The 13,850-nt window shown below is 38.7% G+C and carries 15 protein-coding genes; 7 read left to right on the plus strand and 8 right to left on the minus strand.

Going from position 1 to position 13,850, the window contains the following annotated elements; translation table 11 throughout:
- Positions 1 to 15 precede the first annotated feature (15 nt).
- From ACVWYG_RS00520 to ACVWYG_RS00535, 4 genes are all read right to left on the minus strand, one after another.
- Entirely contained in the window at positions 16 to 921 is a 906-nt protein-coding gene (locus ACVWYG_RS00520) for a histone deacetylase family protein (protein ID WP_457268165.1), read from the minus strand.
- Positions 911 to 2,218, minus strand: a complete 1,308-nt coding sequence (gene kynU / locus ACVWYG_RS00525; RefSeq protein ID WP_457268166.1) for a kynureninase — start codon at positions 2,216 to 2,218, stop codon at positions 911 to 913. The genes ACVWYG_RS00520 and kynU overlap by 11 nt, the downstream gene beginning before the upstream one ends.
- A 50-nt stretch (positions 2,219 to 2,268) precedes the next feature.
- The gene (locus ACVWYG_RS00530; RefSeq protein WP_457268167.1) at positions 2,269 to 2,757 is read right to left on the minus strand and encodes a pyridoxamine 5'-phosphate oxidase family protein; all 489 of its coding nucleotides are present in this window, start codon (positions 2,755 to 2,757) and stop codon (positions 2,269 to 2,271) included.
- A gap of 177 nt (positions 2,758 to 2,934) precedes the next feature.
- Entirely contained in the window at positions 2,935 to 3,417 is a 483-nt protein-coding gene (locus tag ACVWYG_RS00535) for a GAF domain-containing protein (RefSeq protein WP_457268168.1), read from the minus strand.
- Between the two features lie 286 nt (positions 3,418 to 3,703).
- On the opposite strand from ACVWYG_RS00535, the gene ACVWYG_RS00540 reads away from it, so the two are divergent.
- Positions 3,704 to 4,030 (plus strand): DMT family transporter, encoded by a 327-nt coding sequence (locus ACVWYG_RS00540; protein ID WP_457268169.1) that lies wholly within the window; start codon positions 3,704 to 3,706, stop codon positions 4,028 to 4,030.
- Positions 4,031 to 4,093: 63 nt separating this feature from the next.
- Entirely contained in the window at positions 4,094 to 4,678 is a 585-nt protein-coding gene (locus ACVWYG_RS00545) for a YdeI/OmpD-associated family protein (RefSeq protein WP_457268170.1), read from the plus strand.
- Between the two features lie 53 nt (positions 4,679 to 4,731).
- On the opposite strand, the gene rlmB is transcribed toward ACVWYG_RS00545, so the two are convergent.
- On the minus strand, positions 4,732 to 5,499 hold the full coding sequence (gene rlmB, locus ACVWYG_RS00550) for a 23S rRNA (guanosine(2251)-2'-O)-methyltransferase RlmB (protein ID WP_457268171.1): 768 nt from the start codon (positions 5,497 to 5,499) through the stop codon (positions 4,732 to 4,734).
- A gap of 196 nt (positions 5,500 to 5,695) precedes the next feature.
- On the opposite strand from rlmB, the gene dnaB reads away from it, so the two are divergent.
- Positions 5,696 to 7,264 (plus strand): replicative DNA helicase, encoded by a 1,569-nt coding sequence (gene dnaB / locus ACVWYG_RS00555; RefSeq protein ID WP_457268172.1) that lies wholly within the window; start codon positions 5,696 to 5,698, stop codon positions 7,262 to 7,264.
- 107 nt (positions 7,265 to 7,371) lie between these two features.
- Here dnaB and chrA read toward each other — a convergent pair whose 3' ends face one another.
- Both chrA and ACVWYG_RS00565 read right to left on the minus strand, forming a co-directional pair.
- On the minus strand, positions 7,372 to 8,589 hold the full coding sequence (gene chrA / locus ACVWYG_RS00560) for a chromate efflux transporter (protein ID WP_457268173.1): 1,218 nt from the start codon (positions 8,587 to 8,589) through the stop codon (positions 7,372 to 7,374).
- A gap of 154 nt (positions 8,590 to 8,743) precedes the next feature.
- Entirely contained in the window at positions 8,744 to 9,079 is a 336-nt protein-coding gene (locus tag ACVWYG_RS00565) for a tetratricopeptide repeat protein (protein ID WP_457268174.1), read from the minus strand.
- A gap of 64 nt (positions 9,080 to 9,143) precedes the next feature.
- Between ACVWYG_RS00565 and ACVWYG_RS00570 the strand changes: the two genes are divergently transcribed.
- The 3 genes from ACVWYG_RS00570 to ACVWYG_RS00580 all read left to right on the plus strand — a co-directional run bounded on the left by ACVWYG_RS00570 (position 9,144) and on the right by ACVWYG_RS00580 (position 11,616).
- Positions 9,144 to 9,881: an electron transfer flavoprotein subunit beta/FixA family protein gene (locus tag ACVWYG_RS00570; protein ID WP_457268175.1), complete on the plus strand. Its 738-nt coding sequence runs from the start codon at positions 9,144 to 9,146 to the stop codon at positions 9,879 to 9,881.
- Positions 9,882 to 9,983: 102 nt separating this feature from the next.
- Positions 9,984 to 10,955 (plus strand): electron transfer flavoprotein subunit alpha/FixB family protein, encoded by a 972-nt coding sequence (locus ACVWYG_RS00575; RefSeq protein WP_457268176.1) that lies wholly within the window; start codon positions 9,984 to 9,986, stop codon positions 10,953 to 10,955.
- Positions 10,956 to 11,001: 46 nt separating this feature from the next.
- On the plus strand, positions 11,002 to 11,616 hold the full coding sequence (locus ACVWYG_RS00580; RefSeq protein WP_457268177.1) for a bifunctional nuclease domain-containing protein: 615 nt from the start codon (positions 11,002 to 11,004) through the stop codon (positions 11,614 to 11,616).
- Positions 11,617 to 11,689: 73 nt separating this feature from the next.
- On the opposite strand, the gene ACVWYG_RS00585 is transcribed toward ACVWYG_RS00580, so the two are convergent.
- A complete protein-coding gene (locus ACVWYG_RS00585) occupies positions 11,690 to 11,920 on the minus strand; it encodes a hypothetical protein (RefSeq protein ID WP_457268178.1) in 231 nt (76 codons plus the stop codon).
- A gap of 502 nt (positions 11,921 to 12,422) precedes the next feature.
- Here ACVWYG_RS00585 and ACVWYG_RS00590 point away from each other — a divergent pair.
- Positions 12,423 to 13,808, plus strand: coding sequence for a nucleoside permease (locus ACVWYG_RS00590; protein ID WP_457268179.1), 1,386 nt, complete (start codon positions 12,423 to 12,425; stop codon positions 13,806 to 13,808).
- Positions 13,809 to 13,850: the final 42 nt, after the last annotated feature.

Here is a 13,850-nt window from a genome sequence, read left to right on the forward strand (position 1 = left end):
ACCTTAAAAGTAATATTAGGTAAATATATCAAATGCGATGCGGTAGGTATTGCAATGGGCATCTACAATTTGTTTGATGTCTGCAGAATAGCCACCGCCCATGCTTATTTGAACAGGAATTTTTTTCGCGTTACATAAACTCAATACCATTTTATCCCGGGTTGCGCAACCAGCTTTAGTAAGGGATAGTTTTCCCAATTTGTCTGAAGCCAAAACATCTACGCCTGCAAGATAAAAAACAAAATCTGGCTGCTCCAGCTCAAAAAGCTTGTGAAGTGTTTCGTCTAGTATTCCCAAATACTCTCCATCCGAAACACCATCACGTAAAGCAATATCCAGACTCGATCTTTCTTTTTTAAAAGGAAAGTTTTTTTCTCCATGCATCGAAAATGTAAATACTCTGTGATCATCCTCAAATATCTCAGCCGTTCCGTTGCCTTGGTGAACATCTAAATCTATAACTAATATGTTACTAGCTAAATTATTATTAAGCAGATAGTTGGCACAGATCGCTTGGTCATTCAAAAGGCAAAAACCTTCGCCCCAACTGCTCCCTGCGTGATGCGTACCACCTGCAACATTAAAAGCCACGCCATTTTCCAAGGCGCAAATCGCCCCGTCTATCGTTCCTTTTGCAATTGTCAGCTCACGCTCCACCAATTTTTTAGTAAGCGGAAAACCAATTTTTCGCTGTTCCTTTGGCGTTAGGGTAAGGTTTTTTAAGTCTTCCCAATAAGATTTTGTATGGGTGGTGAGTACATATTTCTCTTCTAAAAGCTCAGGATTGAAAAGATTATTTTCTACTATAATTCCCTCGTGCAGCAACTGAGCCGGAATTAGTTCGTATTTTAACATGGGGAATCGATGACCTTCTGGTAAAGGATGCGCATATATCGGATTCCATGCGATTTTAATCTCCATTTATTTTACTTTCCAGGAGTTGCTTCGTAACTTCCAGTAACACCACTCCTGCAACGTACACATCTTCAAAAGAATTATACATTGGCACCGGACTAAAACGAATTACATTGGGTTCGCGCCAATCGCCAAGTATATTTTTTTCGACCAATCCATTGAAGATTTCTTTTGGTTTTTCCTTTGCAATGATGGAAAGTTGAGCTCCGCGATCCGCTTCTATTAATGGAGTAATGATCTGAAATTGCTCATAACCAAGCGTTATATTTATCTCATTTATAATAGATTGTAAGTAACCAGTTAATTTCTCGCTTTTACTTCTTAACGGCGCCATAAAGCCAGCTTCTTCAAACTGCTGCAGAGCAGCATAATACATGGTTAGCGGAAAAACCTGAGTGCAACTAACTTGCCAACCATCGGCGCCCTTTTCAGGCTGAAATCCTTTTTCCATTAAAAAACGATCGGTTTCTTTGTAACCCCACCAACCTGCAAATCGATTAAGCTCTTTATCTTGAAAATGGTTTTCATGCACAAAGATACCACTTACACCACCCGGACCGGCATTTTGGTACTTGTATGAGCACCAGCAGGCAAAGTCTACCTTCCAATCGTGCAGGTTTAGAGGAACATTACCCGCGGCATGCGCGAGGTCGAATCCTACCGTTGCCCCAACTTGGTGACCTGCTTTAGTTATTTCTGCCATGTCAAACAGCTGACCGGTAAAATAATTAATGCCGCCAAATAGAACGAGCGCCAATTCGTCACCCTGTTTTAAAATTTCGGCAATGATGTCTTCAGTTCGTAAAGTATATTCGCCGGATCTTGGGCCAATTTCTACAATCACATTGGCAGGAATATAGCCATGAAATTTCACCTGACTTTCAATGGCATACTGATCTGAAGGGAATGCGCTCTTTTCCATCAGTATCTTAAATCTATTATTTTTGGGAGCATAAAAACTGACCATCAATAAATGCAGATTTATGGTCAAAGTATTCATGGCGCAAACTTCGTCGACTTTTGCTCCTACTAACTCAGCCATCAATGCGTTTACCCGCTTATGGTAGTACATCCAAGCGTCTTCTCCTTCAAACCAACCTTCTACGGCTTTGTTTCCCCAATGATCTAATTGCTTAGAAATTAACTCTTTTGTTCGTTTAGGTTGCAGTCCTAAGGAATTACCGCACAAATAGATAAATTCTTTTCCATTTTGCTTTGGAAAAATAAATTGTCCTCTAAATTGATTAAGACTGTCAGCTTTATCAAGTGATTTAGCAAACTCGAGCGTATTTTTAAACTGCATGAATCAATGATACAAAAAAAAGCAGGAATTTTATTTTCCTGCTTTTTTAATTAAATTTTTATTTTGTCATGTTTCCCCACATCGGGTTGGTCTCCAGTTACAATTGCCTTAAGCGTGCTAAACAAAACTACTAATTTAGACGCCGAACTATCCCAATATTCAACTTCGTCCGCTTCAACTTTTATTAATATAAGTTTCGGATCATCTACGCCATCAGGAAACCATGCTTTGACAAACGGCGACCAGAGCTCTTTTTTCTTATCTCTATCATCTACAAAAGAAGCTTTTCCCTTAACCGTAACGTAAGTGTTATTAGATGGATCGCTGTAAGCGAGCAACACCTTATTGTCTTTAGAAATCTCTTTAGATTTTGGCGAATACTCATTGGTAAAAAACCAAATACTTCCGTCGTGGTCTACTTTTGCAGTAGCCATTGGTCTACTGCCCATCTCTCCTTCTAAGCCAATCGTATTAAACATGCAGATTCGCACATCTTCTACCATTCCTTTTAATTTCTCTATATTCTTCTCGTTTTTCATGTGATTCGCTTTGATGAAAAACATTCTGAGTGGAGAAAAGTTTTCAGTTTTGAAGCATTAACGAGAATCAATTATTAGCGAAGCCACTGGGTTTACTACGAATTTTCATTTATCTCCCTGTTTTTTTGCAGTAAACTCTAATTAATTCTGTCATCCGCTGAATGGAGATAAACCATCTCAACTATATTTTAACAAGATCTTGATAATAATCTCTAAATTAATCTGATCGATAGAATCAAAATGTGACAAATGTTCACTGTCTACATCTAAGACACCGACAATCACGCCATCTTTTTTTAGTGGTAGAACGATTTCAGACTTGGATCCCGAGCTACACGCAATGTGCCCAGGAAACGCATCAACGTCATCAACAATAATCACTTCTTCTTTCAACCAACTTGTTCCACAAACGCCATTTCCTCTCTTTATCCGCGTGCAAGCTACCGGTCCCTGGAACGGTCCGAGCACTAATTCATCATTTTTAACCAAATAGAAACCAACCCAAAAAAAACTAAATTGCTCTTTTAACGCTGCAGAAATGTTTGCCATATTTGCTATAAAGTCATCTTCGCCTTCCAACAATGATGCTATTTGGGGAATGATTGACCTGTAATTATTTTCCTTATTGTCTGATAATAAAATGGTTAAATCTTCTGACATAAATCTAAATGTGAGGTATAAAATTATAATTAATTAAAAATTTGGGCGCTCTAAAACGCCATCTACTGTATTTTTTTGCACAAGAAAAATGTCCAAAAAGATGCCGTTTCTGTCGTTAGCGCTAGCATGATGTACATGCAAGTTTCCACAAGAATTTTTCTTAGCAAACAGCAAATCTATTCAAATTTTATACTCATTCTACCATTGCGCATCAAAACTCCATCGTCTTTACATACGATCTTTAAATAATAGCTAGTTTTGCACTAAACAAAATTTGCTTTTCATTATGAATTGGATACTATTGATTATCGCAGGACTATTCGAAGTGGGCTTTGCAACCTGTTTGGGCAAAGCGAAACAAAGTTATGGAAACCTGAGCTACTATTGGTTTTCAGGTTTCTTATTATGCCTTGCAATCAGCATGTTATTATTGGTAAAAGCGACTAATACCCTACCAATTGGCACTGCTTATGCAGTTTGGACAGGGATTGGCGCTGTCGGAACCGTACTTGTTGGCATTGTTATTTTTAAAGAACCAGCAGATTTCTGGCGGATATTTTTCATCACCACCTTAATTGCGTCTGTTATCGGTTTGAAATTTGTCTCAAATTAAAAAAAGTTTGTGAAAAAGCTAAATTTATAATTTTATAGGTTTTTTTTATAATAATGAATTAAAATGACGCCCATATTTTTCGCAGATCAAAAAGACTTTAGAAATTGGTTATCGATAAACCACCTGGTTGAAACCGAGTTGACTGTAGGTTTCTATAAAATACGAAGTGGGAAGGCAACCCTAACTTGGGGTCAATCTGTCGATCAAGCATTGTGTTTTGGCTGGATCGATGGCGTTAGAAACTCGATAGATGCAGAAAGTTATCAGATTCGGTTCACAAAACGTAAGTCGAATAGTATTTGGAGCGCAGTGAACATAAAAAAAATGGAAGAACTTGTAAAAAATAACTTGGTGAAAGAAGCAGGTTTGCTAGCTTTCGAAAAACGCAAACCAACTAAATCCAAAATTTATGCCTTCGAGCAGGAAGAAGTAATTTTTTCTAACGCATTTGAAATGCTTTTTAAACAAAACAAAGCAGCTTGGGAGTATTTCTTTGCACTCGCGCCATCTTATAAAAAAACGTCAACCCACTGGGTAATGAGTGCAAAAACTGAGTTAACGCGTCAAAAAAGATTAGGAGAGCTCATCCGCGAAAGCGAAAATGGAACAAACCAATGGAAGCATAGTAAGTACAAAAAGAGCTATTAATTACCGATCTATCCATTTTACAACTTAACCACTTAACAGCTAGCAATCAATCACTAAATGCCTCTTTGCCTCACGGCCTCGTATAAAATAATGGCTGCAGAAACAGATACATTTAAAGATTCAATAGCGCCTACCATTGGTATTTTGGCAAGTCTGTCCGCAATTCTTATTAACTCATTAGAAATCCCTAAATCTTCTGATCCCATGATTACTGCTGTTGGCAAGGTGTAATCTGGCGTGTAAATTAGGTCATTTGTCTTTTCTGTACATGCAACGAGTTGCAAACCACATTCTTGCAGAAACAGGCATGTCTTCTGTAGATTTCCATGTCTGCAAATGGGTATATTGAAAAGCGCTCCCGCCGATGTTTTAATGGCATCACCATTTATTTGGGCAGCATTTTTTATAGGTACAACAATGGCGTGAACGCCGGCACAGACAGCTGTACGCACGATAGCACCCATGTTTCTCACATCTGTTATGCTGTCTAACACCAAAATAAATGGAACTTTTCCTCTTTCGAAAATTCCTGGAACAATGTCCTCTATGTCTTGATAGGTGATCGGAGAAATGACAGCAATAACGCCCTGATGCGTTTTTTGAGACATTCGGTTTAGTTTCTCTACCGGAACTGTGCTCAAAGGAATTGTAGTGTCGGTTAACACAGATTTAAGTTCTAAAAATAGATCGCCACTCAAACCGCGCTGCACGTAAATCGTTTCGATGTCTCTACCAGCTTTTATTGCTTCTATTACTGCACGAATACCGAAAACAAACTCGTTATTTTCCTTTCCCCGTTGCGGTCTTCTAAATTTATCCATTGTAAAAAATATTTGGCAAAAGTATCTAAATAAAAACGATTAAGTTTTAAGAAAAGCCATCTTATCAACAAAGGTAAGGTTAAAACTTTTTAGACCCGTTTTAAGCGCTCGAAATACATCCAATTCACCTTCAATTTGTTAACAATAACTAACAACTTATTGAAACAAGGCGGCAAAGTTTTGTTTACTTTTGTATATGAGTATCGATAAGGAACAATCTGGAAATGTTAATTTCAGTCCGCGTAAAGGCAGGTTAAGCAATCCGCAAACAGGCGGAAATGGGAAAATACCACCTCAGGCACTAGATTTGGAAGAAGCAGTTTTAGGCGCATTGATGCTTGAGAAAGACGCACTTTCCTCTGTTATTGATATATTAAAGCCAGAAGTATTTTATCAAGAATCTCATCAAAAAATTTTTGAGGCCATTCACTCTCTTTTTCAGAAATCTAAACCTGTTGATATTTTAACCGTTACTGCAGAGCTTAGACAAATCGGAAGCCTAGAAATGGTTGGTGGTGCCTATTACATAACGAATTTAACCAATCGCGTTGCTTCTGCCGCGAATATAGAATACCATGCTCGGATTATCTCCCAAAAATACATTCAGCGAGAACTCATTAGAATTTCCACGGAAATTATTAGCAACGCTTATGAAGATACCACGGATATTTTTGACCTGTTAGATCATGCTGAGAAAAACCTGTTTGATATTGCTCAGAACAACCTGCGAAGAGATACGCAAAAGATGGACGAGATCATCAAACAATCTCTTGCCACGTTGGAAGAGTTGCGCACCAAAACAGATGGTTTGACCGGAGTTCCATCAGGTTTTACAGGTTTGGATAGAATTACTGGTGGCTGGCAGAAATCAGATTTAGTGATCATTGCGGCTCGTCCTGCAATGGGTAAAACAGCTTTTGTGCTTACCTGTGCACGCAATGCAGCCGTAGATTTTCAAAAGCCTGTTGTTGTATTCTCGTTAGAAATGTCGTCGGTACAGTTGGTTAATCGGCTAATTTCTGGCGAAGCCGAAATAGAACAAGAAAAAATACGAAAAGGCAATTTGGCGGAGTGGGAATGGCAACAGATGCACAGCAAGATTAAAAAATTAAGCGATGCGCCACTATTAATTGACGATACGCCCGCACTAAATATATTTGAATTTCGGGCGAAATGTAGACGGCTAAAAGCTCAGTATGACATTCAAATGGTTATTGTAGATTATCTGCAATTAATGCATGGAAAAGGTGAGAACCAAAAAGGCGGTGGAAATCGCGAGCAAGAAATTGGTAGCATCTCTAGAGCGTTAAAGTCTGTCGCAAAAGAATTGGAAGTTCCAGTACTTGCACTTTCTCAGTTGAGTAGAGCAGTGGAAAGCAGGCCTGGACCAAATGGAAAGAGGCCAATGTTGTCAGATTTACGTGAATCAGGCTCAATTGAACAAGATGCAGATGTGGTACTCTTTTTATACAGACCAGAATATTATGGAATCACCGAAGACGAACAAGGACGTTCTCAAGCGGGAATCGGAGAGATAATCATCGCAAAACATAGAAACGGTGAAACTGGAATTGTACCCCTCAAATTTGTTGGTAAATTTGTTAAGTTTATGGATCTTGAAGATGATTTTAGTACACCAAACAGTTTCTCCATGGATAGCCCGTCATCTGGCATGTACCCCTCGCAAGATTTTGAGAAGCAAAGCAATGTAATCATTCGTCCGTCTAAAATGGATGATTATAGCGATGATGGAGCACCTTTCTAAAAACCTCTTACCTGATCTTTGCTATCTAGATGAAAGTGGGTTATTGAAATTTTTTGATTGCAAAAAAGGTTGTCTTGCAAGCTTATTAAAGCTTTAGTGAGATTTTTTTAGAAAAAATACCCTAGCGCAACAGCCAACACTACAATTATTGGCGGACTTATTTTGGTGTAATTTAATAATAAAAAAGTCAGTAACATAACAGCAAGAAACATCCAATTTAGGCCAATAGGGGTAAGTAATAAAATGAACGCGGCTATCATAAAGCCAACACTAACTGCGTTTATTCCCGATAAGCTGTGTCTAATTCTAGAAATTTTCTTTAGATCTTCCCAAAATGGAACGATAAATAGTACTAAAATTAAACCTGGCAGATTAATCCCTAAAACGCCGACAATTCCTCCAAGTACCTGTCCTGAAATCCCATAACCAAAATTTTTCATGCTGAGAGCGCCTAAATAACTGGTGAAAGAAAAAGTTGGCCCGGGTAAAGCCTGTTGTATGGCAAATCCAGACAAAAATCCGGCAGAATCAAGGTAATGCTTCATTTGTACAAATTCCGTAAACATTAACGGCACAAGAACTTGTCCGCCGCCAAATACCAAAATACCGTTGCGGTAAAAGTTTTCTAATAAACGTATTGGCAAACTAAAGGGCGAAGTTCTGTTTATAACGGCACCAACAAGCGCGAAAAGCAACAGGGCACCTAAAAAATACACTAGCTTTTTTGGATTTACATTAGAAAAAAGTTTTACTCTCAACTCTGTTTCCTCCTTTGGCGTTTCTATGGCAGACGAGATCATGCCTCCAATAAGAATGGCAAGTGGAAAAACATAGGCATTCTTTAAAACTAAAGTGGCAATAACCGCTGCAAGCGCTAAAAAAATGGGCATTTGCGTAACTAAAATTTTCTTTGCAAGTTTAAAAGCGCCATAGCCAACGATACCTAAACCAACAGGCTGGATATATTTTAACACATCTGCGAAATGTGCTTTCTGACCAACCATTGCGTAACTGATGGCAGCAAAAGTCATAATGGCTGCGGTTGGCGTAATCCAGATGACAAACGTAATCAGCGCAAGTTTTAGACGACCCACTTTCCATGCGATGCCCACCAAGGTTTGGGTACTTGCTGGACCAGGCAGTACTTGCGCCAATGCATTAAGTTCTAATAATTCTTCTGCAGAAATAAATTTTGTTTGATTCACAAAATATTTTAGCAATAAGGCCAGGTGTGCCTGAGCGCCACCGAAAGAACTGAAAGTAAACAGCACCACATTTTTGATAAAAAGCAGTTGTTTTTTTACAGCGATGGAATTCGGTTGCATGACAAGATTTTCGGGATTACTTATTGGCAGAAAAACTGCGCATATTTTTGGCGCTAAATTTTGTCTGTCGACCAAATGTAGTTCATTTTTTGATTTCCGCAAATTTGTGGGTTAGTTCGGCAAATCAACGTGTTAAAAAAAAATGCTTGTAACATCAATCGTCCTCGTAATCTAACCCAGATGCAGTATTAAAGGCAGAACGAAGTTCTGAAAGCGCGTGCATATCTCTTTTAAGTTCTGCGATCTGCATTCCTTGCTGATAAATACCTATCGCCTGGTCGGTTTCGTTCTGCTTTTCATATAATTTGCCTAAATGGTAATAGGTACCCACATAAGTTGGATGTTCGGCGATAAGTTTTAAATAAAACTGAAGAGCCTCAGCTGTGTTGTTTAGGTTATTATATTCGGTTGCGATGGCATATAGTATAAATGAATCATTAGGATCCTGCTCCATAAATTGTAATAACTTGCTTAATCGGGTAGCTGACATTTTGTTTGATTGCTTTTTTAACTAAATTTGCGGCAAGGCCATTTATATAAAAAATAAGATTCCTATGAAAATATTAGTTTGTATAAGTAACGTACCGGATACGACTACAAAAATAACATTTACCAACGATAATACAGTATTCAACGCTTCTGGCGTTCAATTTATAGTCAACCCTTACGATGAAATTGCTTTGGCAAAAGCCATCATGCTAACAGAAGGTGGAAACGGTTCTGTTACCGTCGTAAATGTAGGCGAAGCGATTACCGAGCCAACCATTAGAAAAGCTTTGGCAATTGGCGCAGACGATGCAGTAAGAATTAATGCCGCGCCGCGCGATGCCTATTTTGTTGCGAAGCAAATTGCGGCGTATGCAAAAGGTAAAGATTTCGACATGATTTTAACCGGCAGAGAATCAATTGATTACAACGGAAACCAAGTTGCTGCGATGATAGGTGAATTCTTAGACCTTCCGTCCATTTCTATCATTAAAAAATTAACCTTGGAGGATGGAATAGCAGTTTTGGAGCGTGAAGTTGAAGGCGGAAAAGAAGTCGTAAATGTTACTGGTAACTTTGTTGCAAGCTGCGCAGAAGGTGTTGCAGAACCCAAAATCCCAAATATGCGCGGGATAATGAGCGCTAGAAGCAAACCCCTAATCGTAGTTGAGCCTGTAGAAATAGAAGTAGTAAGTGAAATTGTTAAGTTTGATTTACCTGCCCCGAGGGGTGCCGTAAAATTGATCCCATTTGACGATGCAGAAAAATTAATTGACCTGTTACACAGTGAAGCGAAGGTTATTTAAGGTTTAAAGTAAAAACCAAAAATTAAGTCTGAATTAAAATTTTTAAAAATTCCAACGGTCATCCGCAAAAAGCGATTAAACAACCGAAAAAGATAAATAAATATGAGCGTATTAGTTTATGTAGAACAAGCAGAAGGAAAATTTAAGAAGTCTGTTTTTGAGGCGGTTTCCTACGCTAAAGCAATAGCAGATCAGCAGTCTACCTATTTAACAGCCATTTCTATTGGCGATGTTGCAGAAAATGAATTAAGGGAACTTGGTAGGTATGGGGCTACAAAAATATTAAATGTTTCCTCAGATAAGTTAAAAAGTTTTGTAAACCAAGCCTATGCAAGCGTAATCGCATCAGCTGCAGACAAAGAAAACGCAACAATCGTTGTTCTTTCCAATTCCTTTACCGGGAAAGGTTTGGCACCAAGAATTGCAGTAAAATTAAAAGCCGGGTTGGCAGATGGCGCAGTAGAACTTCCGATAGTGGCCGACGGCAAGTTTATCGTTAAAAAAACGGCATTTTCTGGTAAGGCATTTGCCATGACCGAACTCGTAGCAGACAATAAGGTTATTGCACTAAATCCGAATGCTTTTGGCACGAAAGAAAGTGCTAGTGAAGTAACTATTGAAGATTTTGTTGCAAATATAAATCAATCTGATCTAAACACGGTTATTAAGGAAATTGTCAGGGCAACAGATAAAGTTTCCCTACCCGATGCCGAAATTGTAGTTTCTGCAGGAAGAGGTTTAAAAGGACCAGAAAATTGGGGAATGATAGAAGAATTGGCTAGCCTATTGGGTGCTGCAACGGCATGCTCAAAACCCGTTAGCGATGCAGATTGGAGACCACACGCAGAACACGTTGGTCAGACGGGAATTTCAATTAGTCCGAATTTATACATTGCCATTGGCATTTCTGGTGCCATACAACATTTGGCTGGCGTTAGTTCCTCGAAAGTAATTGTGGTGATTAACAAAGACCCTGAAGCACCATTTTTTAAAGTAGCTGATTATGGAATTGTTGGCGATGCATTTGACATCGTTCCTCGTTTGATAGCAACATTGAAAGCACACCAATCTTAAATTCACAAAATTTTAATCCATTTGTGTATTTTAAGCACACCAAAAAATGAAGAAAGTAAAACTCGATATTGTTGGCTTATCTTATAGTCAAACTCAAACTGGCGCGTATGCATTGGTGTTAGGCGAGGTAAATGGTAGGCGCAGGCTTCCCATCATTATCGGCGCCTTTGAAGCCCAAGCAATTGCCATCGAAATTGAGAAAATGACGCCAACTCGTCCGCTTACACACGACCTTTTTAAGTCGTTTGCAGAGACTTTTCACATAGACATCCAAGAAGTAATTATTTACAACTTGGTAGATGGTGTGTTTTTTGCAAAATTGATTTGTACTGATGGAAAAAATGTAAAAGAGATCGACGCGAGAACATCAGATGCGATAGCGCTTGCCGTGCGATTTAACGCTATGATTTACACCTATGAATTTATTTTGGGATCTGCTGGACTGTTGATTGAAGGCAGCGATTTATTGTTCTTAGAGAATTTGGATAATATTGCCAAAGAACCAGATGCAGATAGTTTGCCCACAAAAAATAAACAGCAGGGTTTAAGCCATTTGACTTTAGAAGAGTTGCAACACCAACTTCAAGAAGCCATCGCCGCTGAGGCCTATGAGAAGGCCGCGCGTTTTAGAGATGAGCTGAGTAAGAGGAATGCAAAATGATATTTTAAATAAAATTTTTTTTAAATTTTTTAATATAAAATACATAGAAAAGCTTCAAAATTATTGATTTTTATCAGACAGCTTTGTGCATCAAATTTGACGTGAAGCATTTGCTATTTTCTCGACCGACAAGCCACTTTTTGCTGATCGAATACACCCGACCTCTGATCTCTAATTTTGCGGTGGCGATTGCCTGGAAATCCTTTTCGTGAGGAACGAGCAAAAAGATTGGAACGTAAAGCGCGACCCTCTTCAGGGGAACGCCCAAATTATTTAAAAACTCATTGAATTTTCTAACGTTCATGATGTTGATATTTATTAGTGCGCTTTAACACGCTGTCCATTATACTTTAATTGGCTTTAGGCGCCAATTAAAGATGCCATTCCCATCGTTAGCGCTTGGGAGCATATCGGATTTTACGGTTAGCGATTGGAGTGGAAAACCTTTTTGTGAGGAACGAGCAAAAAGATTGAAACGTAAAGCGCGACCCTCTTCAGGGGAACACACAAACCATCTAAAAACTCTCTACTTAAATCCCAGATTCCCGGCTCCAGGTTCAGACAATTTGGCAACACTACGCAAAAACGAATTTAGCTTGAAGATATAATCGTTTAGAACGCCGAGAAAACAAAACCATAACGTGGACCGTCAGTCTAAATTCATTCTGGGATTTAAAGACTCCTTGAAGCTATAAAACCAATCGGGAGGTGATGAAACCAGTTAAGTAAGACGAAAAAGACACCATTCTTAGATTTTACTTTAAATTAATTCTATATTCAAATTTTATTTCAAAATCGAACAAAACATGAATGTTAAGTTTCGCCTAACGGTGATGAGCTTCCTGCAATTCTTTGTATGGGGCGCATGGCTGATTACCATTGCAAACTATTGGTTTAACACAAAAGGATGGGATGCAACGCAATTCGGGGCTATTTTCGCCACCATGGGTTTCGCGTCTTTATTTATGCCAACCTTAATGGGCATTGTTGCAGATAAATGGATTAACGCCGAGCGTTTGTATGGAATTTTGCACCTTTTGTATGCGGCAGTATTATTTTACATTCCACAGGTAACTACACCGGGTGATTTTTTTTGGGTGATGTTTTTAGCCATGTGCTTTTATATGCCCACTATTGCGCTAAGTAATTCTATTTCTTTCACCACCTTGAAATCTAAGTTATTAGATGTAGTGAAGGACTTCCCTCCCATTCGGGTTTGGGGAACCATAGGTTTTATTGTAGCCATGATTGCCACAAACGCAACGGGCAGTAAGGCAAGTGCAATGCAGTTTTACATTGCAGGGGTAGCGGCCTTAATTTTGGGTTTTTATAGTTTTACTTTACCGAAATGCCGACCTGCAAACCTGAGTGCAGAAAAAAATACACTCGCGCAGAAATTTGGATTGGAGTCTTTTAAACTTTTTGCCGATTATAAAATGGCTCTGTTCTTTATCTTCTCCATGTTTTTGGGTGGCGCATTGCAGCTTACTAATATGTATGGAGATGTTTTTATAGACGGTTTTAAAGATTTTCCACGATACGCTGATTCCCTTGTAATTAGGTATTCCACAATGATCTTGTCGATTTCTCAAATTTCGGAAACGCTATTTATTTTGGCAATTCCGTTTTTTCTTAAGCGGTTTGGAATTAAGAATGTGATGGTTATTGCAATGTTTGCATGGGTGCTCCGGTTCGGTCTGTTTGCGTATGGAAATCCTGGTGGAGGTTTATGGATGATCATACTCTCTTGTATTGTATATGGCATGGCTTTCGATTTCTTCAACATTTCAGGCTCTTTATTTGTGGAAACCTCTACGGCACCAAAAATTAGATCTTCTGCGCAAGGTTTGTTTATGATGATGACTAACGGTTTCGGCGCGGTTTTCGGTAGTTTGGTTTCGGGTTGGATGATAGATCGATATTTCACCAAATCCTTTTCTACAGTACAATCTATGGCAAAATTTGTAGGCTCAGAACCGAGCAACAATCACCTCCAATCTTTCATTAAGCAACAGGGTGTAAGCATTGCAAACAATGGCTTTTTTAGTCAGCCGATTTTAATGAAAGACTGGCGAGACATTTGGCTTACCTTCACCATTTATGCATTGATTATTGCTGTTTTATTTATGATTTTTTTTAAGCATAAGCATACGACCGCGCGAGAAAAGGCGATTGAGGCAATAATACACTAGCGGATCAAAGATTAACAAAATTGCGTTAAGCCAACCAAATAT

The sequence above is a fragment of the Pedobacter sp. UYEF25 genome (assembly GCF_054061655.1).